Annotated in this window: 23 protein-coding genes; 14 read left to right on the top strand and 9 right to left on the bottom strand. The window is 59.3% G+C overall.

Annotated elements, in window-relative coordinates; translation table 11 throughout:
• Positions 1-120: transposase (locus tag CKW19_RS02990; protein WP_141228961.1), on the top strand; the 120-nt coding region annotated here is incomplete at its 5' end.
• Between the two features lie 111 nt (positions 121-231).
• Here the strand turns inward: CKW19_RS02990 and CKW19_RS02995 are convergent.
• From CKW19_RS02995 to flgA, 4 genes are all read right to left on the bottom strand, one after another.
• Positions 232-978, bottom strand: a complete 747-nt coding sequence (locus CKW19_RS02995) for a flagellar brake protein (protein ID WP_095056520.1) — start codon at positions 976-978, stop codon at positions 232-234.
• 91 nt (positions 979-1,069) lie between these two features.
• On the bottom strand, positions 1,070-1,537 hold the full coding sequence (locus CKW19_RS03000; protein ID WP_095056521.1) for a flagella synthesis protein FlgN: 468 nt from the start codon (positions 1,535-1,537) through the stop codon (positions 1,070-1,072).
• Positions 1,538-1,585: 48 nt separating this feature from the next.
• Positions 1,586-1,912: a flagellar biosynthesis anti-sigma factor FlgM gene (gene flgM / locus CKW19_RS03005; RefSeq protein ID WP_095056522.1), complete on the bottom strand. Its 327-nt coding sequence runs from the start codon at positions 1,910-1,912 to the stop codon at positions 1,586-1,588.
• 169 nt (positions 1,913-2,081) lie between these two features.
• Positions 2,082-2,840 (bottom strand): flagellar basal body P-ring formation chaperone FlgA, encoded by a 759-nt coding sequence (flgA, locus tag CKW19_RS03010; RefSeq protein WP_095056523.1) that lies wholly within the window; start codon positions 2,838-2,840, stop codon positions 2,082-2,084.
• Positions 2,841-2,922: 82 nt separating this feature from the next.
• Here flgA and CKW19_RS03015 point away from each other — a divergent pair, with 82 nt between their 5' ends.
• From CKW19_RS03015 to flgE, 6 genes are all read left to right on the top strand, one after another.
• Positions 2,923-3,855 carry a chemotaxis protein CheV gene (locus CKW19_RS03015; protein WP_095056524.1) on the top strand — a complete coding sequence of 311 codons (933 nt, stop codon included), beginning with the start codon at positions 2,923-2,925 and terminating at the stop codon, positions 3,853-3,855.
• Positions 3,856-3,900: 45 nt separating this feature from the next.
• A complete protein-coding gene (cheR, locus tag CKW19_RS03020; protein WP_095056525.1) occupies positions 3,901-4,728 on the top strand; it encodes a protein-glutamate O-methyltransferase CheR in 828 nt (275 codons plus the stop codon).
• Positions 4,729-5,094: 366 nt separating this feature from the next.
• Positions 5,095-5,502, top strand: coding sequence for a flagellar basal body rod protein FlgB (flgB, locus tag CKW19_RS03025; protein ID WP_095056526.1), 408 nt, complete (start codon positions 5,095-5,097; stop codon positions 5,500-5,502).
• A gap of 3 nt (positions 5,503-5,505) precedes the next feature.
• Positions 5,506-5,949: a flagellar basal body rod protein FlgC gene (gene flgC / locus CKW19_RS03030; protein WP_007937507.1), complete on the top strand. Its 444-nt coding sequence runs from the start codon at positions 5,506-5,508 to the stop codon at positions 5,947-5,949.
• A gap of 15 nt (positions 5,950-5,964) precedes the next feature.
• Complete coding sequence (gene flgD / locus CKW19_RS03035; RefSeq protein WP_095056527.1) at positions 5,965-6,687, top strand: flagellar hook assembly protein FlgD; 723 nt, start codon at positions 5,965-5,967, stop codon at positions 6,685-6,687.
• A gap of 31 nt (positions 6,688-6,718) precedes the next feature.
• Positions 6,719-8,026, top strand: a complete 1,308-nt coding sequence (gene flgE / locus CKW19_RS03040; protein ID WP_095056528.1) for a flagellar hook protein FlgE — start codon at positions 6,719-6,721, stop codon at positions 8,024-8,026.
• Positions 8,027-8,256: 230 nt separating this feature from the next.
• Here flgE and CKW19_RS03045 read toward each other — a convergent pair whose 3' ends face one another.
• Complete coding sequence (locus CKW19_RS03045) at positions 8,257-11,151, bottom strand: ribonucleoside-diphosphate reductase subunit alpha (RefSeq protein WP_095056529.1); 2,895 nt, start codon at positions 11,149-11,151, stop codon at positions 8,257-8,259.
• A gap of 732 nt (positions 11,152-11,883) precedes the next feature.
• Here CKW19_RS03045 and CKW19_RS03050 point away from each other — a divergent pair.
• Entirely contained in the window at positions 11,884-12,606 is a 723-nt protein-coding gene (locus CKW19_RS03050; RefSeq protein WP_095056530.1) for a winged helix-turn-helix domain-containing protein, read from the top strand.
• On the top strand, positions 12,603-14,213 hold the full coding sequence (locus tag CKW19_RS03055; protein WP_095056531.1) for an ATP-binding protein: 1,611 nt from the start codon (positions 12,603-12,605) through the stop codon (positions 14,211-14,213). Before CKW19_RS03050 ends, CKW19_RS03055 begins: the two co-directional genes overlap by 4 nt.
• 109 nt (positions 14,214-14,322) lie before the next feature.
• On the opposite strand, the gene CKW19_RS03060 is transcribed toward CKW19_RS03055, so the two are convergent.
• The gene (locus CKW19_RS03060) at positions 14,323-15,048 is read right to left on the bottom strand and encodes a 4'-phosphopantetheinyl transferase (protein WP_218232043.1); all 726 of its coding nucleotides are present in this window, start codon (positions 15,046-15,048) and stop codon (positions 14,323-14,325) included.
• Positions 15,049-15,270: 222 nt separating this feature from the next.
• Here CKW19_RS03060 and CKW19_RS03065 point away from each other — a divergent pair, with 222 nt between their 5' ends.
• From CKW19_RS03065 to CKW19_RS03075, 3 genes are all read left to right on the top strand, one after another.
• Positions 15,271-15,873: a hypothetical protein gene (locus CKW19_RS03065; RefSeq protein WP_095056533.1), complete on the top strand. Its 603-nt coding sequence runs from the start codon at positions 15,271-15,273 to the stop codon at positions 15,871-15,873.
• An 88-nt stretch (positions 15,874-15,961) separates the two neighbouring features.
• On the top strand, positions 15,962-16,639 hold the full coding sequence (locus CKW19_RS03070; protein ID WP_095056534.1) for a response regulator transcription factor: 678 nt from the start codon (positions 15,962-15,964) through the stop codon (positions 16,637-16,639).
• Positions 16,636-17,982 carry an ATP-binding protein gene (locus CKW19_RS03075; protein ID WP_095056535.1) on the top strand — a complete coding sequence of 449 codons (1,347 nt, stop codon included), beginning with the start codon at positions 16,636-16,638 and terminating at the stop codon, positions 17,980-17,982. Before CKW19_RS03070 ends, CKW19_RS03075 begins: the two co-directional genes overlap by 4 nt.
• 109 nt (positions 17,983-18,091) lie before the next feature.
• On the opposite strand, the gene CKW19_RS03080 is transcribed toward CKW19_RS03075, so the two are convergent.
• On the bottom strand, positions 18,092-19,105 hold the full coding sequence (locus tag CKW19_RS03080) for an AraC family transcriptional regulator (protein ID WP_095056536.1): 1,014 nt from the start codon (positions 19,103-19,105) through the stop codon (positions 18,092-18,094).
• 337 nt (positions 19,106-19,442) lie between these two features.
• Here CKW19_RS03080 and CKW19_RS03085 point away from each other — a divergent pair, with 337 nt between their 5' ends.
• Together CKW19_RS03085 and CKW19_RS03090 are read left to right on the top strand one after the other, a co-directional pair.
• Positions 19,443-20,777: a dicarboxylate/amino acid:cation symporter gene (locus CKW19_RS03085; RefSeq protein WP_095056537.1), complete on the top strand. Its 1,335-nt coding sequence runs from the start codon at positions 19,443-19,445 to the stop codon at positions 20,775-20,777.
• A gap of 144 nt (positions 20,778-20,921) precedes the next feature.
• Positions 20,922-22,103 carry a CaiB/BaiF CoA-transferase family protein gene (locus tag CKW19_RS03090; protein WP_095056538.1) on the top strand — a complete coding sequence of 394 codons (1,182 nt, stop codon included), beginning with the start codon at positions 20,922-20,924 and terminating at the stop codon, positions 22,101-22,103.
• A 309-nt stretch (positions 22,104-22,412) separates the two neighbouring features.
• Here the strand turns inward: CKW19_RS03090 and CKW19_RS03095 are convergent, their stop codons facing one another.
• Both CKW19_RS03095 and CKW19_RS03100 read right to left on the bottom strand, forming a co-directional pair.
• A complete protein-coding gene (locus CKW19_RS03095; RefSeq protein ID WP_095056539.1) occupies positions 22,413-22,907 on the bottom strand; it encodes a SprT family zinc-dependent metalloprotease in 495 nt (164 codons plus the stop codon).
• A gap of 158 nt (positions 22,908-23,065) precedes the next feature.
• Complete coding sequence (locus CKW19_RS03100; protein ID WP_095056540.1) at positions 23,066-23,668, bottom strand: Yip1 family protein; 603 nt, start codon at positions 23,666-23,668, stop codon at positions 23,066-23,068.
• Between the last annotated feature and the right edge of the window lie 345 nt (positions 23,669-24,013).

The following is a 24,013-nucleotide window of genomic DNA, read 5'->3' on the forward strand; positions in this document are numbered from 1 at the left end:
ACGGGTCAGCTGGAAGGGATAAACAATCGAATAAAGGTCATCAAGCGGATGGCGTACGGTTACCGGGATAGCGAATTCTTTTTCATGAAGATCAAGAGCGTCTTTCCCGGTAATCCGTGAAGAACCTAAAAAACGGGCAGTCACCGCAAGGGACTGCCCGTTTTTTGTCTTCGTCCTACCCGTTTTTTGTAGGAGCTGGCAAGCCGGCTCCTACAGGAAAGCAACGTCAGATCAGAGATCGTCTTTGTCGAAACGACGCGCTTCACGTTGCAGCTGGTAGACGAAGCGCTCGACCTGCCGCTGCACCAGCCCGCTCATGTTGTGGAAGCGAACGCCGGCGAAGGTGGTGGAGATTCTTTCTTCGAAGTGCAGATAACGCAGTTCGACCGGTGCCGTCATCTTGCCGAAAGGCAGGTCGGCGTTGAAACGGTCGTAAACCTGACCCAGTTGCAGGCTCTCGGTGATGTCACCTTCAAAGCGCAATTTGCAACCCGTGGCGGAAATGTCCAGCAGCTTGCCGCTGATGGGCGCCTTGAGTTTTTCACCGTCCAGATTGACGTTGACCAGTTGCGCCAGTTTCAAGGCCGCGCGGAAGGCATTGCGGCGCTGGTGATAGACCACTTCATCGGGCAGGCTGCCGCGGTAGCAACGCGCACCACCGGACTCATCGATGGTCAACGGGCCGTTGCTTTCCCACGCAATGCGTACACCGTCGTGGAAGCCTTCGACCTTGTAAGATTCGCCGGCCAGCAAATACCGCTCGCCATCACGGGGGATCATTTCGTCCAGGGCAATCATGTCGCGGTCGCGGTCGAGGTCCACCAGATAGCTCTGGAAACGCTGGCTCCGTTCGTGGAACGTGATAATCAGCGGGTCATGGCTTTCTTGCAGCTGGCGCAGGTTGCTGGAGATTTCCAAGGGTGTGCTGAGCACCTTGGGTGGCTGCGGAGCATCTTCCGCGTTTAAGGCATTGGACACGGTTAATCAATCTCCAGACAAAATTTGACTACGGCTGGCTATCATTTTGCCAGTATGTTGCGCGTCTTGATAGAGCGAGGACGCCACCGGCTCATGCCTGGCTGAGCGGGCGCGGTTTGGCAAGCTTGGAGAAGGTACCGCTGGCGTCGTAAAGCGCCGGGGTGTCGCCGCCGTTGAGGATTTTCAGCTGAGTGGCTGTGGCGGCTTGTTGCGTCAGGATCGACTGCCCGTTGTTGATGTTGATGGCCTGGCATTGGGCCAGAAGATCGGTCAGTACGTCACTTTGCATCAGAAGTTGATCGCCAATGCTCGATTGGCCGGCCAGTTGCTCAAGACCGCTTCTGTTGGTCGGCAGGTTGAGGCTGGCGAGAATTTCACTGCGTTTGCGGCCATGCTGTTCGAGCAAGACGATCAATGCCTGTTTCTGCGCCAGAATGTCCTCGAGCAGTGGCATGTCGCGGCCGTGCAAGGCAAGGGATTCGGTCTGCAGCAACTCCAGCAATTGTTGCGCGGGAGCAAAGTCGTCGGTGATCAGTTGCAGTAAATTAGAGTCGTGCATGGCTGGCCTTGGGGTTTAAGCGTCCAAAAGCCTGGCGCCGGCCGTGGCCTAGCGCTGGGCTTCGAAGTTGAGCAGTTTGCTGGCTACGCGGTTGCTGTCGACTTTGTAGCTGCCATCGGCAATCGCTGCTTTCAACTCGGCCACCCGGGCCTTGTCGACGGCAGGCTGATCGCGCAGCTTGTCAGTGACCTTCTGCAACTGCTGAGCCTCATTGCTGAGATGTACCGATTCCCCGCTTTGGGTTGTACCGACCTGTTCTGCCGCGGATTCCAGTGGCGCGGACTTGCCGGCCTCGACGCTGTCCTTGCTGGCGCTGGTACGTGTACTGCCCGTAAGGGGCGAGGAGCTGTTCAAACGGCTGAAATCGATGACCATGATGAAAACCTCTGGGAATTTGGACGCTTGCCATGGTTTCGGCCATTCCCTGGAAAACTTTAGGCCCATTTATCAACGAGCCTTGCGCGCGTCAGCGCTTGCTCTGCATAGAGCACAGTCTAGGGAACAGCCGGGGCGAGCGCCACATTCTCGTGAGCAGATAACGTCTCTACATAGACACTTCCACCTGTCCGGGCGCGGTGACCAGCGCCTTGATGACGCGTTGGGAGTTGAGGTTTTTCACCCGGATCTGCTCGCTCAAACCGCCGTTTGACAGGGCCTCGCCCGGCATGCGCACGCTGAGCGTGCCGCTGCGGGCGGTGATCACCACTTGATCGCCCTTGCGAATGACTTCGGCCTGTTCGATGTTCACCAGGGTAATGACCTGGTCGGTGACCATTGGTCGGGTCAATCGCTGTCCGATCGCCTGGTCGAGGGAGGTCAGGTAACCCTGGCTGATCAGGCTGATGTCGCGCTCACGCAGAAGCACATCTTCAGGTTCGATAATGGCTGTACGGCGCAGAGGCCGGGCAGACGTCACGACGTCACGAAACAGGCGGACTTGAGCGGGTACGAAGACTGTCCAGGGGGCTGCGCCTTCGCAACGGACCTTCACCGTGACGCGTCCGATCGGCTTGGGACTTTCAAGCGTGGCTGTCAATTCCTTGTCGCACATGGGCATGTGCATGCGTGGATCGAGCTTGTTGACTTCGATCTCGTAGCGACCTTCGGTTTGACTGGTGGCCAAATAGTCTTCTACGGTGAATTCAAGAAACCCCTGAGTGACGCCGATAAGCATGTCAGGCAAGGTAACCGCGTCAGCAAGGGCAGGGCTGCCAGCGTTGAACAGGCAAATAGCCGACAGCACGCCGAGTAATCGGCGCCAGGGAGCGGTCAGGTGTCGGAAAAATGTCGGTTGTGTGTTCATAACGGATAAAAAGCAAGCGCCGTGCCGTTTAGTGATTATGGCGCGTCGCAACAACACTTGGCGTTGGTGTAGGAGTCTGGGCATGGCGGGTGTAATGGATTCGGTGAACCAGCGCACGCAACTGGTGGGGCAGAATCGCCTTGAGCTGTTGTTGTTCCGTCTCGACGGCCAGCAGCTGTACGGGATCAACGTGTTCAAGGTTCGGGAGGTGCTGCAATGCCCCAAACTGACGCTGATGCCCAAGTCCAGTCCTGTCGTGTGCGGCGTGGCGAGTATCCGGGGGGCGACCATTCCGATCCTTGATCTGGCGATGGCCACGGGCTCCGGTGCTTTGAAGGACAAGAACAACCCCTTCGTGATCATCACGGAGTACAACACCAAGACCCAGGGTTTCCTGGTGCGCTCGGTGGAACGCATCGTCAACATGAACTGGGAAGAGATCCATCCGCCACCCAAGGGCACCGGTCGCGATCACTACCTGACGGCGGTGACGCGGGTCGATAATCAGCTGGTCGAAATCATCGACGTGGAGAAGGTGCTGGCGGAAGTGGCGCCGACGCCGGAAGCGATTTCCGCCGGTGTGGTGGATGTCGAAACCCAGCACAAGGCGCTGTCGTTGCGGGTGCTGACCGTCGATGACTCGTCGGTGGCGCGCAAGCAGGTCACGCGTTGCCTGCAAACGGTCGGTGTCGAGGTGGTGGCGCTGAACGACGGCAAACAAGCGCTGGATTACCTGCGCAAACTGGCCGATGAGGGCAAGAAACCGGAAGAAGAGTTCCTGATGATGATCTCCGACATCGAGATGCCGGAGATGGACGGGTACACCCTGACGGCGGAAATCCGCAACGACCCGCGCATGCAAAAGCTTCATATCATCCTGCATACTTCCTTGTCCGGGGTATTCAATCAGGCGATGGTCAAGAAAGTCGGTGCCGATGACTTCCTGGCCAAATTCCGTCCTGATGACCTGGCGTCCCGTGTAGTCGATCGGATCAAGGCAGCAGATATCAGCTAGGGGCCTGCGCCCCCGGTAATCAATACGATTTAAGAGGCGGCATCATTGTCTACGGGTAATTTGGATTTCGAACAGTTCCGGGTGTTCCTGGAAAAAGCCTGTGGCATTTTGCTGGGTGAAAACAAGCAATACCTGGTCTCCAGCCGTCTCAACAAACTGATGGAACAGCAAGGCATCAAGAGCCTGGGTGAGCTGGTCCAGCGCATGCAGACCCAGCCGCGCAGCGGTTTGCGCGAGCAGGTGGTGGATGCCATGACGACCAACGAAACCCTGTGGTTTCGTGACACCTATCCGTTTGAGGTGCTGAAGAACAAGGCACTGCCCGAGGCGATCAAGGCCAGTCCCGGCCAGCGTCTGCGCATCTGGTCGGCGGCGTGTTCGTCGGGTCAGGAACCGTACTCGCTGTCGATGTCCATCGACGAGTTCGAGCGGGTCAACATGGGCCAGTTGCGGATGGGAGTGCAGATTGTTGCCACCGACCTGTCCAGCACCATGCTGAACAACTGCAAGACCGGCGAGTACGACAGCCTGGCCATCGGCCGCGGCCTGTCGCCCGAGCGCTTGCAACGTTACTTCGATCCGAAAGGGCCGGGGCGCTGGGCGATCAAGGCGCCGATCAAGAGTCGCGTGGAGTTTCGCTCGTTCAACCTGCTGGACAGCTACGCGAGCCTCGGCAAGTTCGACATCGTGTTCTGCCGCAACGTGTTGATCTACTTCTCCGCCGAGGTGAAGAAGGACATCCTGCTGCGTATCCACAGCACGTTGAAGCCGGGCGGCTACCTGTTCCTCGGTGCTTCCGAGGCGCTGAACGGTTTGCCGGATCACTACCAGATGGTCCAGTGCAGTCCGGGGATCATTTACCAGGCGAAGTGATTTCGTTGGGGTTGTCAGAAAACGGGAGTCCTCAGGGGTTCCCGTTTTTTTATGCCTGCTGATTTCTCACAGCTATCTCAATCCCTGTAGGAGCTGGCTTGCCAGCGATAGCGGTGTGTCCGCAATTTAAAAGTCGGCTGACTCGACGCCATCGCTGGCAAGCCAGCTCCTACAGGGGGAGGTGGTGTTCTCAAGTGCGGTGCCAAGCGGCAGAAAAGCGGCATCCGGCGGAAAACCGTTGCCGCTTTTCTGTCGTTGCCGCATTGCCATGGCCGGCAAAGCCCCGGTTTACGGGCTTTTTTGAATTGGCATGACGCTTGCTATGTCCATCGTACGAAAAATCAGGTCACCCAAAGGTTTCCCGACATGAGCATCAGCTTCGATAAAGCGCTCGGCATCCACGAAAAAGCCCTGGGCTTCCGCGCCCAGCGTGCCGAAGTCCTGGCCAACAACATCACCAACGCCGATACCCCGAACTACAAGGCTCGGGATCTGGATTTCTCCAAAGTGCTCGCCGAGCAGAACGAGAAAACCAAAAGCGGCGGCTTCGCCTTGAACATGACCAACAGTCGTCATATCGAAGCGCAGGGCCTGGGCAATGGCGACGAGTCGCTGATGTATCGCACGCCGATGCAACCGTCGATTGACCAGAACACCGTGGACGCCCAACTGGAACAGTCGAACTACGCGGAAAACGCGGTCGGCTTCCAGGCCAGCTTCACCCTGCTCAACAGCAAATTCAAAGGGCTGGTGTCAGCCCTGCGCGGAGAGTAAGCCATGTCTCTATCCAGTGTTTTCAACATTGCCGGTAGCGGCATGAGTGCGCAGACCACTCGTTTGAACACCGTTGCTTCGAACATCGCCAACGCCGAGACGGTCTCGTCGAGCATCGACCAGACCTACCGCGCGCGCCACCCGGTGTTCGCCACCATGTTCCAGGGCGGCCAGAGCGGCGGCAGCGACTCGCTGTTCCAGAACCAGGACGCGGCCGGTCAGGGCGTGCAAGTGCTGGGCGTGGTCGAGGACCAGAGCAATCTTGAGGCGCGCTACGAGCCGAACCATCCGGCCGCCGATGCCAAGGGTTACGTCTACTACCCGAACGTCAACGTGGTGGAAGAAATGGCCGACATGATTTCCGCGAGCCGTTCGTTCCAGACCAACGCCGAAATGATGAACACCGCCAAAACCATGATGCAGAAAGTCCTGACCCTTGGTCAGTGATAAGGGGCGACTCAGATGAGTGTTACCGATTCCACTGGCGGTTTGAGCCTCAACGACATCCTGGCGAACTCCTCGGTCAAGACCAACAAAACAAGTGACGGCCTTGCGTCGGCAGCCGGCAATGCCTCGGGCAACAAGGCCCTGGGCAAGGATGCGTTCCTGCAATTGCTGGTCACGCAACTGAAAAACCAGAACCCGCTGGAGCCTCAGGACAACGGCGAGTTCGTCGCCCAGTTGGCCCAGTTCAGCAGTTTGGAAGGCATCACCACGCTCAACGACACCGTTACCGGCCTGGCCAGCAATTACAACTCGTCCCAGGCCTTGCAGGCTTCATCGCTGGTGGGACGTTCGGTCATCGCACCGGGCGACAAGGCGGTGGTCGACACCACCAAGAGCCTCAGCGGCACGGTGGTCATACCGACTTCGGTGGCTTCCGCCAGCCTGAAGATCACCGATGCAGACGGCAAGACTGTGCGCACCATCGACCTGGGTTCACAGAAAGCCGGCAACGCCAGTTTCATCTGGGATGGCAAGAACGATGCGGGCGTGACAGTGCCTGCCGGCACTTACACCTTCGGCGCTTCGACCTCCATCGATGGCCAGTCCGTCGCACTGATCACCAACCTGCCGGCGACGGTCAACAGCGTGACCATCAGCCAGACTGGCGGTGAGCTGATGCTCAATCTGGCCGGGCTGGGCAGTATTGCCCTGTCCAAAGTTCAAACCATTGGTATGTAGAGCCGACTAACCCGGCATAAAGGAGTGGATGATGTCTTTCAATATCGGCCTTAGCGGTCTCTTTGCAGCCAACAAACAACTGGACGTGACCGGCAACAACATCGCCAACGTTGCCACCACCGGTTTCAAATCGTCCCGTGCAGAGTTCGAGGACGTGTACTCGGCGACCCGCCTGGGTACCGGCAGCAAGACCGTCGGCAACGGCGTGCGCCTGGCCAACGTTTCCCAGCAGTTCACCCAGGGTGACATCAGCAACACGGGTAACGTGCTGGACATGGGTATCAACGGCTCCGGCTTCTTCGTGCTGAACAACAGCGGCTCGCTGTCCTACACGCGTGCCGGTACGTTCAAGGTCGACAAGGAAGGTTACGTCACCAACACCGACGGTACTTCGCGTCTGCAAGGTTACGGTGTGGATGACAATGGCAAGATCCAGAACGGCGTATTGACCGACCTGCGCATCGACACCTCCAACCTGGCACCGAAAGCCACTACCAGCGTATCGTCGACGATCAACCTGAACTCCACCGCTGACGTGATCGACGTTGTGGCCAATCCGTTTGACCCGAGCAAGTCGGCCTCTTTCACCAAGCAGTTCAGCACCCCGATTTTCGACACGCAGGGCAACCAGCACACCATGGATCAATACATGGTGAAGACTGGCGCCAACACGTGGTCGACCTACACCCTGATCGATGGTCGCAACCCGAATGGCAGCGACCCGAAGGTTACCCCGGCGGTTGCTTCGGTCATGGCGTTCGACACAAGCGGAAAACTGGTATCGGTCACCACGCCGGGCACGCCTCCGGTCGTCAGCCCTGATTTGAAGATCACTAACTGGGTCCCGGGCACCGTGACCAACGGTGTATGGGCGGCCAATGGCGCGTCCGCCGATCCGGCGGGCATGTCGATTGCCATGAGCAATACCACCCAGTTCAACGCGGATACTGCGCGTTCGATTCCTGCTCAAAACGGCTACGCCACTGGCCAGATCACCAACCTGACCATCGATGGCAGCGGTGTATTGCTGGCCAACTTCAGCAACAACCAGACCAAGCCGATCGGTCAGATCTCGCTGGCCAGCTTCACCAACGAACAGGGTCTGCAGCCAGTGGGCGGTACCAGCTGGAAAGAAACCTACTCGTCGGGTATCCCGGGCTACGATGCACCGGAAACCGGCAGCCTGGGTTCGGTCCAGTCCAACTCGCTGGAAGAGTCCAACGTCAACGTGACCAACGAACTGGTCGACCTGATCAAGGCGCAGAGCAACTACCAGGCGAACGCCAAGACCATCTCCACCCAGAGCACCATCATGCAGACCATCATTCAGATGACCTGATGCTGGATTACGCTGCATAAAAAGCCCCTCATCAGAGGGGCTTTTTTGTGGATGACAAAATCACATTCTCCCGGACCTTGTAGGAGCCGGCTTGCTGGCGATCCAGGCAACACGGTCATCAAGGTATATCGCGTCATCGTTCATCGCCAGCAAGCCGGCTCCTACAATTGGAAGGCAAAAAAAACCCGACAAGCCAGAGGCCTGTCGGGGTTTTGTGCTACCGGCTCAGCTTATTGGCAAGCTTCGCAATCCGGCTCGTCGATGGCGCAAGCCTTCGGCACTGGAGCAGGGCCGGCAGGAGCAGCCAGGACCGAATCGTCACCGTGGTTGCCGCCGCTGGATACAGCGTTCAGCTTACCGGTGTTGATGGTCGACTTCTCGGTGCTGGTCGCGGCCAGGGCACGGAGGTAGTAAGTGGTTTTCAGACCACGGTACCAAGCCATACGGTAGGTCACGTCCAGCTTCTTGCCCGAAGCGCCGGCGATGTACAGGTTCAGCGACTGAGCCTGGTCGATCCACTTCTGACGACGGCTGGCCGCGTCGACGATCCACTTGGTGTCCACTTCGAAGGCCGTCGCGTAGAGCTCTTTGAGTTCCTGCGGGATGCGCTCGATCTGCTGCACCGAACCGTCGTAGTACTTCAGGTCGTTGATCATGACCGAGTCCCACAGACCGCGAGCCTTCAGGTCGCGAACCAGGTACGGGTTGATCACGGTGAATTCGCCCGACAGGTTCGATTTCACATACAGGTTCTGGTAGGTCGGTTCGATCGACTGCGAGACGCCAGTGATGTTGGCGATGGTCGCGGTCGGTGCGATGGCCATGATGTTCGAGTTACGGATGCCTTTCTGTACACGGGCGCGAACCGGTGCCCAGTCCAGGGATTCGTTCAGGTCGACATCGATGTACTTCTGGCCACGGGCTTCGATCAGGATCTGTTGCGAATCCAGCGGCAGGATGCCTTTGGACCACAGCGAACCCTGGAACGTCTCGTAGGCACCGCGCTCGTCAGCCAGGTCGCAGGAAGCCTGGATCGCGTAGTAGCTGACCGCTTCCATCGACTTGTCGGCGAACTCGACGGCAGCGTCGGAACCGTAAGGGATGTGCTGCAGGTACAAAGCGTCCTGGAAGCCCATGATGCCCAGACCGACCGGACGGTGCTTGAAGTTGGAGTTCTTCGCTTGCGGCACCGAGTAGTAGTTGATGTCGATCACGTTATCGAGCATGCGAACGGCCGTGTTGACGGTGCGCTCCAGCTTGGCGGTGTCCAGCTTGCCGTTGACGATGTGGTTCGGCAGGTTGATCGAACCCAGGTTGCAAACGGCGATCTCGTCCTTGTTGGTGTTCAAGGTGATCTCGGTGCACAGGTTCGAGCTGTGGACCACGCCGACGTGCTGCTGCGGGCTGCGCAGGTTGCACGGGTCTTTGAAGGTCAGCCATGGGTGGCCGGTTTCAAACAGCATGGACAGCATTTTACGCCACAGGTCTTTGGCCTGGATGGTCTTGAACAGCTTGATCTTGCCCGGGTACTGGGACAGGGCTTCGTAGTACTCGTAACGCTCTTCGAAGGCCTTGCCGGTCAGGTCGTGCAGGTCCGGAACTTCGGACGGTGAGAACAGGGTCCACGGGCCGTCATCGAAGACGCGCTTCATGAACAGGTCAGGGATCCAGTTGGCGGTGTTCATGTCGTGGGTACGACGACGGTCATCACCGGTGTTCTTGCGGAGTTCGATGAACTCCTCGATGTCCATGTGCCAGGTTTCCAGGTAGGCACACACAGCGCCTTTGCGCTTGCCACCCTGGTTAACGGCAACGGCGGTGTCGTTCACGACTTTCAGGAACGGAACCACGCCTTGCGACTTGCCGTTGGTGCCCTTGATGTACGAGCCCAGCGCACGAACCGGCGTCCAGTCGTTGCCCAGGCCGCCTGCGAATTTGGACAACATGGCGTTGTCGTGGATCGCGTGGTAGATGCCCGACAGGTCATCCGGCACGGTGGTCAGGTAGCAGCTCGACAGCTGTGGACGCAGGGTGCCGGCGTTGAACAGGGTCGGGGTCGACGACATGTAGTCGAAGGACGACAGCAGGTTGTAGAACTCGATTGCACGGTCTTCTTTGTGCTTCTCTTCGATCGCCAGGCCCATGGCCACGCGCATGAAGAAGATCTGCGGCAGTTCGAAGCGCACGCCATCCTTGTGGATGAAGTAACGGTCGTACAGGGTTTGCAGGCCCAGGTAAGTGAACTGCTGGTCGCGCTCGTGATTGATCGCCTTGCCCAGTTTTTCCAGGTCGAAGGTGGCCAGCACAGGGTTCAGCAGTTCGAACTCGATACCCTTGGCGATGTAGGCAGGCAGGGCCTTGGCGTACAGGTCGACCATTTCGTGGTGGGTAGCGCTTTCGGCCACGCCGAGGAAGCCCAGGCCTTCGGCACGCAGGGTGTCCATCAGCAGGCGGGCAGTCACGAACGAGTAGTTCGGCTCACGCTCGACCAGGGTACGGGCGGTCATCACCAGGGCGGTGTTGACGTCGGTCAGGGCCACGCCGTCGTACAGGTTCTTCAGGGTTTCGCGCTGGATCAGGTCGCCGTCGACTTCTTCCAGGCCTTCGCACGCTTCGGTGACGATGGTGTTCAGGCGACCCATGTCCAGAGGTGCAAAGGTGCCATCGGCGCGGGTGATGCGGATCGACGGGTGAGCGTTGACCGCTTCTTCGGCCGGGGCGTGGGCAGCGCGTTCTTTCGAACGACCGTCACGGTAGATCACGTAGTCGCGCGCGACTTTCTGCTCGCCGGCACGCATCAGGGCCAGTTCGACCTGGTCCTGGATTTCTTCGATGTGGATGGTGCCGCCCGATGGCATGCGACGCTTGAAGGTCGCAGTGACCTGTTCGGTCAGGCGGGCCACGGTGTCATGGATTCGCGACGAGGCAGCAGCGGTGCCGCCTTCAACTGCGAGAAACGCTTTGGTGATGGCGACGGTGATTTTGTCATCGGTGTAAGGAACGACAGTGCCGTTACGCTTGATCACACGCAGCTGCCCTGGCGCAGTGGCGGACAGATCCGAATTCGAATCGGCGGCCTGCGGCAAGGTGCCCTGCGGGTTCTCGCGAGTTGTGTCGGTTTGCATGGGGGAGTGTCTCCACATTCTCTATGTTTGTTTGGGCACCATCACGGTGCCCACCGTTCTGTCCTGAAGCACTACAACCGACGGATGTCGGGCATAACAACTTCGGGACAGTAGGAAAAAGGCTAATGAGGCCGTCCTTGCCGAAGTTTTGGTACGAGCCTGGGCTCGCAACCGGATTCCTTTCGGGGGTGTCAGTCATGACTGCAACACCCGTACCGTTTTCGCCGCTCTGGCCTGAAAAAAACGGTGCCATCCGCCAGTGCGGTTTGGGCTTGTAAGTTGACGCTTGGTTCAACCATAAACAGGCAATAAAGCGCTTGAGTTTCTGGTCTGAAATGTGGTTGGGCTTTTTAGTCAAAACCCTACATGTAGGGTTTTTTTGGCGCCGTGGTACAAGATAATGCGTTTCGGGGGACGATTGCAACGCACTACCTGTGGATAAACCTGTGCGTAAATTGTGTGTGAAAGAGGGAATCGGCGTGTAGGCCGCGACCTAGCTGGATCGAAGCTTTTTTCAGCGATTTTCAACGGGTGAAAACGCCAGACCAGATTTTTAAGGGCGCGAACCCTACCACAAAAAACCGGGTTGTCCGAACGCATTTACCGGCTTGTGTTCTCGGCGGGCGGCGTTTATACAATCGGCCAGCATGTATACCTATTTATCCCCCCGAATCATTACAAAAAGACGGGCGGATCCTTCCTTATTAGCGTTTTGGCAAGCAGAGGTCACCCGTGGAGCAAGAAGCCTGGCAGGTATTGATTGTGGAGGACGACCAGCGACTGGCCGAACTGACCCGCGATTACCTGGAAGCCAATGGCCTGCGCGTATCGATTGAAGGTGATGGGGCGTTGGCGGCAGCGCGCATCATCAAGGAGCAACCGGACCTGGTGATTCTCGACCTGATGCTCCCCGGTGAAGATGGCCTGAGCATCTGCCGCAAGGTCCGCGCCCGTTACGAGGGGGCGATCCTGATGCTCACCGCCCGCACCGACGACACCGACCAGATCCTCGGCCTCGACCTGGGCGCCGACGATTATGTGTGCAAACCGGTGCGTCCACGCCTGTTGCTGGCGCGTATCCAGGCCTTGTTGCGGCGTAGTGAAGCGCCCGAGGTCGCCCCGGAAAAACAACGGCGCCTGCAGTTTGGTCCGCTGGTGGTGGACAACGCCTTGCGCGAAGCGTGGTTGCAGGGCAATGGCATCGAACTGACCAGCGCCGAATTCGACCTGCTGTGGCTGCTGGTGGCCAACGCCGGGCGCATTCTGTCCCGGGAGGAAATCTTCACCGCGTTGCGCGGCATCGGCTACGACGGCCAGGACCGTTCCATCGATGTGCGGATCTCGCGTATCCGGCCGAAGATCGGTGATGACCCTGAGCACCCGCGCCTGATCAAGACGGTGCGCAGCAAAGGGTATCTGTTTGTTCCCGAAGCCTGTGTAGACCCGACATTGTGAACTCGATCTTCCTGCGCATTTATGGCGGCATGTGCGCTGCGCTGATTCTGGTGGCGGTGCTGGGCGTGCTGGCCATCCACTTGCTCAACCAGGTGCGTAGCGAGCAGTACCGCGAGCGCCTGGCCCACGGTACGTTTGCGCTGATGGCCGACAACCTGCAACCGATGAACCAGACTGAGCGCCATCGGGCCTTGCTGGTCTGGGAGCGGTTGCTCGGCATCCCGCTGGCGCTGAAAACCTTCAACGAAACCGATCTGGACCTGACCCAGCGCACCCGCGTTCTGCGCGGCCAGGCCTTGGTGGAACAGACCGGGCCGCACGCGGCAAAGGTGTATCGGTTGGTCAGCGACCAGGAACAGTTGGTCCTGACGGGCGAGGTGCAGCAAATCAGCGAGCAACTGGCCCGGGCGACGATCTACCTGTTGGCCGACGAACTGGTGCGCTCGCCTGTGGCGGATCAGCCCAGGCACCTGGCGAAATTAAAAGAGGAAAAGGGCTTCGGTTTCGACCTGCGGCTGGTCACGGTCGACGAGGCGGACATGGACGAAGACCAGCGCCGTCGTGTGTCCGAGGGTGACACCGTGATGGCGCTGGGCAAGGGCGGCGATTCGATCCGCGTGTTTGCCGGCATGGTTGGCACGCCATGGGTGCTGGAAATCGGCCCGCTGTATCAAATGAATCCTTATCCGCCGGAGTGGCTGGTGCTGATTGCCGTCCTCGGGCTGACGCTGATCGGCTTGATCGTTTACCTGCTGGTGCGGCAACTGGAGCGGCGCTTGCGGGGACTGGAATCCGCCGCCACGCGCATCGCCCAGGGCAGCCTGGAAACCCGTGTGCCGGCACGCGGTGCCGACTCGGTGGGGCGCCTGGCTTCGGCGTTCAACGCCATGGCCGAGCACTTGCAGCAGTTGCTGGCAATCCAGCGTGAGCTGGTACGCGCGGTGTCCCACGAGTTGCGTACACCGGTGGCGCGCCTGCGGTTCGGCCTGGAAATGATTGGCACGGCCACTACGCCACAAGCTTTGGAAAAATATTGCGAGGGCATGGATCACGACATCGAGGACCTCGATCGACTGGTGGACGAGATGCTGACCTACGCGCGGCTGGAGCAGGGGTCGCCGGCGTTGAACTTCCAGCGCATCGACCTGGATGCCTTGGTCAATCAAGTCATCGAAGAGCTGGCGCCCTTGCGAGTCGATGTCACGGTGCAACGGGGTTTATGCCTGTCGGCCGCCGACTGTGATGACGCCTGGGTCGAAGCCGAACCGCGCTACTTGCACCGGGCGATCCAGAACCTGGTCACCAATGCCATGCGCCACGCGCACTCCCGGGTGACCATCAGTTATCAGGTGGGCCAGCAGCGTTGTCGCGTGGACATCGAGGATGACGGGCCGGGTGTACCGGAGTTGGCGTGGGAGAAAATCTTCACCCCGTTTCTGCGCCTTGATGACAGCCGCACTCGCGCGTCGGGCGGGCATGGGCTGGGACTGTCGATCGTGCGAAGGATCATCCATTGGCACGACGGACGTGCGCTGATCGGCAAGAGCAAAAGCCTGGGGGGGGCGTGTTTCAGTTTGAGCTGGCCGAGGAATCAAGAGAAACGCTGAGTCTCGCGGTGAATGTGCTGCCGCCATCGCGAGCACAGGGGATTTTGCCCGCCTATCCCTTGTAGGAGCGAGCTTGCTCGCGATGAGGTCCCAACAAACAGCGAAAACCTCAGGCCTGGATACTGACCAGACTCAACAACTGCCCATCCTCGACCGCAAACTGCGCATCCAGCTCGGTGCCGTTGCGCCATTCGCTGGACAAGTCTGCAAGCAATCGCAGCCTGATGTGGCCATCCTCAGCCCACTCAAGCACTTCGGCATGCTCGAAATAAAAGCGCTGCTGAACGATCGGGTAGAGCGCCTTGAACAGGCTTTCCTTGACCGAGAAGGTCAGCGTCACCCACAACGCCATTTGATCCCGGGGACCGGCCGCCATCCGCTGTAGCTCCGCCGGGATGAGGATTTCCCCGGCCAGGCGTTCGGCCCGTTCGGCGTTGAGCAGGTTTTCCAGGTCCATACCCAAACCGCGCCAATGACGTTTGTTCGCGACGATGGCGGCGGCACGACCGGCGCTGTGGGTGATCGAACCGGCGATATGGCCGGGCCAGATCGGGGCCCGGTCTTCGCCAATGGCTGGAATGAAACTCAGGCCTTCCAGGCGCTGCAGCGCGGCCCGGGCGCACACCCGTCCGGCGAGAAACTCCGCCTGCCGTTTGGCCACCGAGCGTTGGATCGACGCCGGGACTTCGATGGCGCTGCGGTGGAAATCATCCAGAGCCAGTTGTGAACTGTCGAATTGGGTACTCAACAGGACTGTGTCGGGCAGCACGAACGGCAGCGGCCAATGGTCATCGAGCGGGGTGCAGCAGGCGGGCAGGGCGGGGGCAAAGTTCATGTCGGGCATTTTGCCGGGTTGCCTTGGGGCTGGGTAGTGCAAAGGTTGAGATCGGCGGTGTCGCTTTCGCGAGCAGGCTCGCCCCCTCGGGACTTTCGGGGGGGCCTTATCCAATGTGAGGCGGTTCAGCCGAGGTTCAGAGTGCGTTCAGGGGGAGTTCAGGGCCGGTTACGTAACCTTGCCTCGTACCCAAAACCCATACGGCACATAAGGAACTTCACCATGACCGGATTCAAAAAACTGCTGTTGGCATTCACTGTTCTCGGCGCAAGCACGACGGCTTTCGCCTCCAACGACAACTTCGCCAGCCTGACGCTTGGGCAGACCAGCGACAAGGTCAAAAAATCTCACGCCCTGAACGATAACCTCGACCACCCGAACACCGACGGTGTCATCAATAAGGACGCCACCTGGGGTGTGCGTCTGGGTCAGCAAAACAGTCAGGGCCGTTACTACGCCACGTACGACAATGTGTCGGGCTCGCACAACGGCATTAAACTGCGCCAGGAAAATCTGTTGGGCAGCTACGATCTGTTCTATCCGGTGGGCGGCAGCACCAAGCTGTTCGGTGGTGCCACGGCCGGCCTGACCAAATTGACCCAGGAGTCGTCCGGTTTCAGCCGCGACAGCGACATCGGCTACGCCATCGGCGGGCAGGTAGGGGTCTTGCAACAGGTTTCGCAAAACACCTCGGTTGAACTGGGTTACCGTTACCTGCGCAGCAATGCGAGTACCGAAATGAGCGAGCGCGGCGGCAGCAAACAGGGATCGCTGGACTTGACCAGCAGTGCCCAGACCTATCTGTCTGCCAACTACGCTTTCTGAAGCGGTTCGCCTGAGTACCCTGTGGGGCTAGCGCTGCTAGCGCCCACAGAGGGTTGTCTGGAGATGTTGATTTGCCGGGGAGAGCGTTATGAAACTGCTGGTCGTCGAAGATGAAGCGCTGTTGCGCCATCACCTGCAAACCCGCCTGACGGAGAGCGGCCACGTGGTCGAGTCCGTGGCCAATGCCGAGGAGGCGCTGTATCAAACCGCGCAGTTCAATTTTGATCTGGCGGTGATCGACCTCGGTCTGCCGGGGATGAGCGGGCTCGACCTGATCCGTCAGTTGCGGTCGACCGGCAAGAGCTTTCCGATCCTGATCCTCACCGCCCGCGGCAACTGGCAGGACAAAGTTGAAGGCCTGGCCGCCGGGGCCGACGATTACGTAGTCAAACCGTTCCAGTTCGAAGAACTCGACGCCAGGCTCAATGCCTTGCTGCGTCGTTCCAGCGGGTTCACCCAGTCGACCATCGTCGCTGGTCCATTGTTGCTCGACCTCAATCGCAAGCAGGCCTCTCTCGATGAGCAACCGCTGGCACTAACGGCGTATGAGTACCGCATCCTCGAATACCTGATGCGCCATCACCAGCAAGTGGTACCCAAGGACCGCTTGATGGAGCAACTGTACCCGGACGACGGCGAGCGTGATCCGAACGTGATCGAAGTGCTGGTCGGTCGTCTGCGTCGAAAACTGGAAGGTCCCGGAGGCTTCAAACCGATCGAGACCGTGCGCGGCCTCGGCTACCTGTTCAATGAGCGCTGCACTTGATCCGCTCGCTTCGCATTCGCTTGATGCTCGCCGCCACGATCCTGGCGGTGTTGTTCATGCTGGCGTTGTTGCCGGCGATGCAGGGCGCGTTCAGCCTGGCCTTGCAGGATTCCATCGAGCAGCGCCTGGCGTCGGACGTCACCACGTTAATTTCCGCCGCCCGGGTGGAGAACAACAGCCTGATGATGCCGGCGCAATTGCCCGACGAGCGTTACAACCTCACCGACAGCCGCCTGCTCGGCTACATCTATGACCGCGATGGGCATCTGGTCTGGCGTTCCAGGGCCACGCAGGAAGAGCACATCAACTACAAGCCGCGTTATGACGGGCGTGGTAACGAGTTCGCGCGGATCAGCGAAGCCAATGGCCAGGAGTTCTTCGTCTATGACGTCGAGATCAAACTGATTGGCGGAAAAAGTGCGGCATTCAGCATCGTGGCGCTGCAACCGGTGCGTGAATACGAAACCACCCTTGAAGGTCTGCGCGAAAATCTCTACCTGGGCTTCGGCGCAGCGTTGCTGGTGTTACTGGCCTTGCTGTGGGGCGGTCTGACCTGGGGCTTGAAGGCGTTGAGCCGCTTGAGTCAGGAGCTGGACCAGATCGAGGGCGGCACCCGCGAGAGCCTCAGCGAGGAGCATCCCCGGGAACTGCTGCGCCTGACCGGCTCCCTGAACCGCTTGCTGCACAGCGAGCGCGAGCAGCGCAGTCGCTACCGTGATTCACTTGATGACCTGGCCCACAGTCTGAAAACCCCGTTAGCAGTGCTGCAAGGTGTCAGCGAGGACATGGTGCAACGCCCTGAAAATCGTGAGCAGGCCTGGGTGCTGCAAACCCAGATCGAACGCATGAGCCAGCAGATCAGCTATCAACTGCAACGCGCGAGTCTGCGTAAAAGCGGTCTGGTGCGGCATCAGGTACGTCTGCGGCCGGTGTTGCAAAGCTTGTGCGACACACTGGACAAGGTTTACCGCGACAAGCGTGTGCGGGTTGCTTTCGATCTGCCGGACGATTGTCATGTGCCGATCGAGCAGGGCGCGTTGCTGGAGATGATGGGTAATCTGCTGGAAAACGCGTATCGGCTATGCCTCGGCGAGATCCGGATCAGCGTGCGCGAAATTCCCCGTGACATCGAGTTGTGCGTCGAAGACGATGGTCCTGGCGTGCCCGCGGACCAGCGTGCACGAATCCTCCAGCGCGGCGAGCGTCTGGATCGTCAACATCCGGGGCAGGGCATCGGCCTGGCGGTGGTCAAGGACATCATCGAGAGCTACAACGCCAAACTGACGCTGGGGGACTCACCCATGGGCGGGGCGGCGTTCAGGATTCATTTTTCGGTGGTTTAGGTGTTGGCTTTGCTGGCCCCATCGCGAGCAAGCTCGCACCTACAGTGAAGGGCTGACCCGGCCCAATGTAGGAGCGAGCTTGCTCGCGATGAGGCCAGTGAATTCACCGTCAATTCTCCTGGTCGCGATACGCACCGGGTGTCAGCCCGGTCCATTTCTTGAACGCCCGGTGAAACGCCGAAGGCTCGGAAAACCCCAATTGCTCGGCGATCTGTTGCAACGACAGGTCGGCGCGGCTCAGGTGATAAATCGCGATGTCCCGGCGCAACTGATCCTTCAATTCCTGAAAACTCGAACCCTCCTCACGCAAATGCCGGCGCAAGGTCTGCGGGCTGATGTGCAGTTGCGCGGCCACGGCCTCCAGGTCTGGCCAGCGCGAGTTGTCGCGGCTGAGCAAGCGGCGCAAACGGCTGCTCAGGCTGTCGCCGTCGTCCGGGCGCGATAACAGATTGGCGGGTGAGCGTTCGAGGAAATGCTTGAGCGTGCGCTCGTCCTGCAACAGCGGCATGTTCAGGTAGCGACTGTGGAACAACAGGCTGCTCTGGGCGGTGGTGCTCTTTTCTGCGCAAAAGGTCAGCGGGCAGGAGAACAGCAAATCGTACTCGGCGCCGTGCTCCGGCCTCGGATAGCTGAACGTGGCCTGCTCCAGGCGGATGCGCTGGCCGATCAGCCAGCTGCCGAAGCGATGCCAGATCACCAGCAGGCTCTCGGTCAGGAAATGATCCGGATCCCACAATGCCCCGTCGTCCAGGCTCAGTCGGACCCATTCGTCCTCGTGGGTCAGGCTCAGGCGCGGTGCCCCGGGGAATAGGCTATAAAATAATAAGCCTCGATTGAGCGCCTTCTCCAGATTGCGACAGTGGATCACGGCATGGCACATCATCGCGAAACTGCCCGGTTTGCTCGGCGCTTGCCCGAAACCCAGGTATTCATCGTCCAGCGCCAGCCAAAGTGCCTGGATCAATTGGGTGAATTGCTCCGGCGCGATGCGTGCGCGGGGCTCGTCGAGCAGCTCGCTGCTGATCCCCAATTGCTGCAGCAGACTCGAATAGTCGTAGCCACGTCGGCGCGCACCACCAAGTAAGGCGCGGGCGAAATGACTGGCGATGGTGCGTTCACGCATAGCGAGCAGATCCGTCTGTTGAACGACCGATGGTAGCTGCGGGGTGTTGCGAAGAACAAGGCGGATTTCCGCCAACTCGCAGGACAGTTTTTGATGCAAGGGCGGAATTCCGCCATGCGCCAGCGACTGGCGCGCAACGCCAGAAATCCTGTAGCCCTTGATGGCAGCAGGCTTGCAGCCGATTTATGCAAGGTGGCACGGGCCTTGCGATACAACGAGCAGATGTCTGCCGCCGTGCAGCTCGAAAAACAAATCCCTCCAGTGCAGGAGGGTTCGCAATTCAGATGTCGCGGACAGCAGATGGATGTTGTCACTGACACTCTTGAGGAACTTTGCAATGACGACTCGTCAGCCACTGTACAAATCCCTGTATTTCCAGGTGATCGTTGCAATTGTCATCGGTATCGCGCTCGGTCACTTCTACCCACAGCTCGGTGTGGCCGTTAAGCCGCTGGGTGACGGGTTCATCAAGCTGATCAAAATGATCATCGCCCCGATCATCTTCTGTACCGTCGTCAGCGGTATCGCCGGTATGCAGGACATGAAAGCGGTTGGCAAGACCGGTGGCTACGCGTTGCTCTATTTCGAGATCGTTTCGACCATCGCCCTGCTGGTTGGCCTGATCGTCGTCAACATCGTGCAACCAGGTAATGGCATGCACATCGACGTCACCACACTCGATGCCTCCAAAGTTGCCGCTTATGTGGCGGCCGGCGCTGACCAAAGCGTCGTCGGCTTCCTGCTGAACGTGATCCCGACCACCATCGTCGGCGCCTTCGCCACCGGTGACATCCTGCAAGTGCTGATGTTCTCGGTGATCTTCGGTTTCGCCCTGCATCGCCTGGGTGCCTACGGCCGGCCGCTGCTGGACTTCATCGATCGCTTCGCGCATGTGATGTTCAACATCATCAACATGATCATGAAGCTCGCGCCTATCGGTGCGTTCGGTGCCATGGCCTTCACCATCGGTGCCTACGGTGTCGGTTCGCTGGTGCAACTGGGTCAGTTGATGGCCTGCTTCTACATCACTTGCGTGCTGTTCATCCTGATCGTGCTGGGTTCCATCGCCCGCCTGCACGGCTTCAGCGTGCTGAAGATGATTCGCTACATCCGTGAAGAGCTGCTGATCGTGCTGGGTACTTCCTCTTCGGAGTCGGTGCTGCCGCGCATGCTGATCAAGATGGAGCGTCTGGGTGCGCAGAAATCCGTCGTGGGTCTGGTGATCCCGACCGGTTACTCGTTCAACCTCGACGGCACGGCGATCTACCTGACCATGGCCGCGGTGTTCATTGCCCAGGCCACCGATACCCACATGGACATCACGCACCAGATCACCTTGCTGGTGGTGTTGCTGCTGTCGTCCAAAGGCGCTGCGGGCGTGACCGGTAGCGGTTTCATCGTGCTGGCTGCCACGCTGTCCGCCGTGGGCCACCTGCCGGTTGCCGGCCTGGCGCTGATCCTCGGCATCGACCGCTTCATGTCTGAAGCCCGTGCCCTGACCAACCTGGTCGGTAACGCCGTTGCAACGATCGTTGTGGCCAAGTGGGTCAAGGAACTGGACACCGACGTGCTGCAAGCCGAGCTGGCTTCTGGCGGTCGCGGCATTGCCGACGAGCCTAAAGACGATGTTCTGGGCCATGTCGAAACGGCAACCCCGACAAGCGCCAAGTAAGCCTTGTCCTGATGAAAAACCCGCCTCGGCGGGTTTTTTCATGCCCGGCGTTTGAGCGCAACGGTCAGCACAACTGACGCATACGGTGATTGCTGCAATGCCATCGGCTGCCTAGTCTGAGCGCATTGTTAAGGGAGAACGCACATGCTCGGTCCGTTGGCATCACTCAAGATTCTGGATTTCTCGACATTGCTGCCGGGGCCGTTCGCCTCATTGTTGCTGGCAGACATGGGTGCTGAAGTGCTGCGCATCGAGTCCCCGACCCGCATGGATTTGCTGCGCGTGTTGCCGCCACACGATCAGGGCGTGTCGGCCAGCCATGCCTACCTCAACCGCAACAAGCGCAGCCTCGCGCTGGACCTCAAGCAACCTGAAGCGCTGGAGCTGATCAAGCACCTGTTGCAGGACTACGACATTGTGCTGGAGCAATTCCGTCCGGGTGTCATGGAACGTCTGGGGCTGGGGTATGAAGCGTTGAAGGCGATCAACCCGAAACTGATCTATGTGTCGATCACCGGTTACGGCCAGACCGGTCCCTACAAGGACCGCGCCGGGCATGACATCAACTACCTGGCGTTGGCCGGTCTGGCGAGCTACACCGGTCGCGCCGACAGTGGCCCGCTGCCCTTGGGCATGCAGGTAGCAGATATCGCCGGTGGCTCGCTGCACGGGGTGATAGGCCTGCTGGCGGCGGTGATCGCCCGGCAACAAACCGGGCAAGGCCAGCAGCTGGATGTGAGCATGACCGATTGCGCATTCAGCCTGAATGCCATGGCCGGTGCCGGGTACCTGGCCTGCGGTGTAGAGCCGGGGCCGGAAGACCAGGTGCTCAATGGCGGCAGTTTCTATGACTATTACCGCTCGCGGGACGGGCGCTGGTTGTCGGTGGGCAGTCTGGAGCCGCCGTTCATGAAACAGTTGTGTACGGCGCTGGGGCTGGAGGCGTTGGCTCATCTCGGATTGTCACCTCAACCGTCGCAGCGGAAGACGCTCAAGGACGCGCTGAAACTCGAATTCGAGAAACACGATTTTGCCGAACTGTGTGCGCTGTTTGCCGAGCTGGATGCGTGTGTCGAGCCCGTATTGAAGTTGGGCGAAGCGCTGCGTCATCCGCAACTTGAGGCTCGGCAGTTGGTGACACAAGTGCCCCGGGGGGATGGTTCGAGCCAGGCGCAGATGGCGTGTCCGTTGAAGTTTTCAGCGGGGTTGCCTGAGCCGAAGCATGTTGGCGCGGCGCTCGGTCAGCATACCGATCAGGTGTTGGGGGAGTTGGGACTCAGTGCTGAGCGGATAGAGGCATTGCGGCGGGCCAAAGTGATTCTTTAGTGTCTGATAAACCGCCATCGCCAGCAGGCTGGCTCCCACAATGGTTCTATGGTGGACCGATAATCCCCTGTGGGAGCCAGCCTGCTGGCGATGGGGCGCAGTCACAAAAAACCAACTACTCACCCCTCCCACAATGGTTCTATGGTGGACCGATGATCCCCTGTGGGAGCCAGCCTGCTGGCGATGGGGCCGGTGCAGTCACAAAAAACCAACTACTCACCCCTCTCACAATGGTTCTATGGTGGACCGATGATCCCCTGTGGGAGCCAGCCTGCTGGCGATGAGGCCAGTATAGTCACCGAAATCTGACTACTCGATCCGCCTTTCCCCACTGAACACCAGGGTTTGCTGACACCGCCGGCACAAATACCGCCGACCCTGGCGTACCAGACCATGACGCTGCGCTGAAAACGGAAAATCACTGTCAGGACACGGGCATTTATAGATGTAGCGGGTCACGCTGCGGCGCTTCACATCGTAGGTGTGGCAGCGGTTGGGTGGCAGTTCGTAAACGCCGCGCATGATCAGTTGCCACTCCTCGCCGTGGGGCTGGATGCGGTCACCGAACAGTTGATGGGCGATCAGGTGCGCCACTTCATGGGCCACGGTCTGCTTGAGGAAGTCTTCGGCGTTTTCCCGGTACAGCTGTGGATTGAAGCGCAGCAGGTTCTCGTGCAAGTGCGCGACACCGGCTTTTTGCCCGCGCAGCTTAAGACTCACCACAGGGCGTTTGAAAGGTCGTTTGAAAAAGGATTCGGCTTGTTGGAAACAGTCTTCGACGCGGGTATTGAGTTGCTCGGGCATGCTTGATGGATCTCCAGAGCCGTCGAGTATGCCGCAACGCTTTGGCCTTGCGAATCGCCAAGGCGCCGAATGGTCGCCAACGCTGTTTTTTGCGGCCCCATTAAAAGGCCGCCTTGCGGCGGCCTGAGTGTTGGCATATCTGATTTTTAGGTGACACGTTAACTAGTGTAGACCGGCCCCACGCCGAGTCCCCAGACAATAACGGTAAATGCCATGATGGCCACCAGCACCACCAGGCCTACGGCAAGCACTGAACTGGAAAACAGAAAACCCTCGTCAGATGGAATGTTCATGAAGGTCGGTAGCCCCACATACAGCAGGTATACCGTGTAACAGATGGCCGCGGTGCCGATGATCATCCCCAGCCACAAGTGCGGGTAGAGGGCGGCGAGGCCACCGATGAACAACGGTGTCGCGGTATAAGTCGCAAAAGCAACGCAGCGTGCAAGGCTCGGGTTGGCGTCATAGGTGCGGGCCATCCAGTGGATGAACGCGCCCATCACTGCCACACCGCCCAGCATCGCCAGGTACGACATGACCGTCATCCAGATCGCGCTCTCTACGGTCAGCATCACCGGAGGCCGATTGCCGATGACCCAGCCGACCTGCGTGGTGCCGATAAACGCCGACACGGCGGGAATCGCCGCCAGAATCAGGGTATGAGTCAGGTACATGTGGCTGATGCTTTCCTCTTGGTCGCCACGGATTTCTTTCCATTCTTGGTCAGGGTGGGTGAAGAGCCCCACTACGTGATGGATCATGCCAGTCACTCCTCTTGTTTTTAACATCGCCCCCCAGCGGAGCGCCTACAGGCCAAATAGGCCAAGTAAGGTGTAGGTCTGGAAATGTATGTGACCTTATGTCGCAGTATAGGAAGGAGTTTCCCCCTGGGAAGCAGGGCTTTAGAGCAAATTGCGCTGTAAACCCGGTTGTTAATCGCCGCGGGGTCTGTGCTGTATGACACCGGTGGCGAGGGAGCTTGCTCCCGCTCGGCTGTGCAGCAGCCGCAAAAAACGCCGCGCAGTGTCTGGATCAATGCGTTGGATGATTTCGGGGTCGCTTCGGGAGCAAGCTCCCTCGCCACGGAGTGCCGGGAACGCTTCGCC

This window comes from Pseudomonas sp. Irchel s3f7, from assembly GCF_900187615.1.
Lineage (GTDB): Bacteria > Pseudomonadota > Gammaproteobacteria > Pseudomonadales > Pseudomonadaceae > Aquipseudomonas.

Excerpts from the sequence above, each read along its gene's own strand:
- CKW19_RS03060 (WP_218232043.1), bottom strand. The coding sequence starts at position 15,048 with ATGAACTTTGCCCCCGCCCTGCCCGCCTGCTGCACCCCGCTCGATGAC.
- flgM (WP_095056522.1), bottom strand. The coding sequence starts at position 1,912 with ATGGTCATCGATTTCAGCCGTTTGAACAGCTCCTCGCCCCTTACGGGC.
- CKW19_RS03000 (WP_095056521.1), bottom strand. The coding sequence starts at position 1,537 with ATGCACGACTCTAATTTACTGCAACTGATCACCGACGACTTTGCTCCC.
- CKW19_RS03070 (WP_095056534.1), top strand. The coding sequence starts at position 15,962 with ATGAAACTGCTGGTCGTCGAAGATGAAGCGCTGTTGCGCCATCACCTG.
- CKW19_RS03085 (WP_095056537.1), top strand. The coding sequence starts at position 19,443 with ATGACGACTCGTCAGCCACTGTACAAATCCCTGTATTTCCAGGTGATC.
- flgC (WP_007937507.1), top strand. The coding sequence starts at position 5,506 with ATGTCTCTATCCAGTGTTTTCAACATTGCCGGTAGCGGCATGAGTGCG.
- flgD (WP_095056527.1), top strand. The coding sequence starts at position 5,965 with ATGAGTGTTACCGATTCCACTGGCGGTTTGAGCCTCAACGACATCCTG.
- flgB (WP_095056526.1), top strand. The coding sequence starts at position 5,095 with ATGAGCATCAGCTTCGATAAAGCGCTCGGCATCCACGAAAAAGCCCTG.
- CKW19_RS03090 (WP_095056538.1), top strand. The coding sequence starts at position 20,922 with ATGCTCGGTCCGTTGGCATCACTCAAGATTCTGGATTTCTCGACATTG.
- flgA (WP_095056523.1), bottom strand. The coding sequence starts at position 2,840 with ATGAACACACAACCGACATTTTTCCGACACCTGACCGCTCCCTGGCGC.
- flgE (WP_095056528.1), top strand. The coding sequence starts at position 6,719 with ATGTCTTTCAATATCGGCCTTAGCGGTCTCTTTGCAGCCAACAAACAA.
- CKW19_RS03045 (WP_095056529.1), bottom strand. The coding sequence starts at position 11,151 with ATGCAAACCGACACAACTCGCGAGAACCCGCAGGGCACCTTGCCGCAG.
- CKW19_RS03080 (WP_095056536.1), bottom strand. The coding sequence starts at position 19,105 with ATGCGTGAACGCACCATCGCCAGTCATTTCGCCCGCGCCTTACTTGGT.
- CKW19_RS03065 (WP_095056533.1), top strand. The coding sequence starts at position 15,271 with ATGACCGGATTCAAAAAACTGCTGTTGGCATTCACTGTTCTCGGCGCA.
- CKW19_RS03100 (WP_095056540.1), bottom strand. The coding sequence starts at position 23,668 with ATGATCCATCACGTAGTGGGGCTCTTCACCCACCCTGACCAAGAATGG.
- CKW19_RS03095 (WP_095056539.1), bottom strand. The coding sequence starts at position 22,907 with ATGCCCGAGCAACTCAATACCCGCGTCGAAGACTGTTTCCAACAAGCC.
- CKW19_RS03015 (WP_095056524.1), top strand. The coding sequence starts at position 2,923 with ATGGCGGGTGTAATGGATTCGGTGAACCAGCGCACGCAACTGGTGGGG.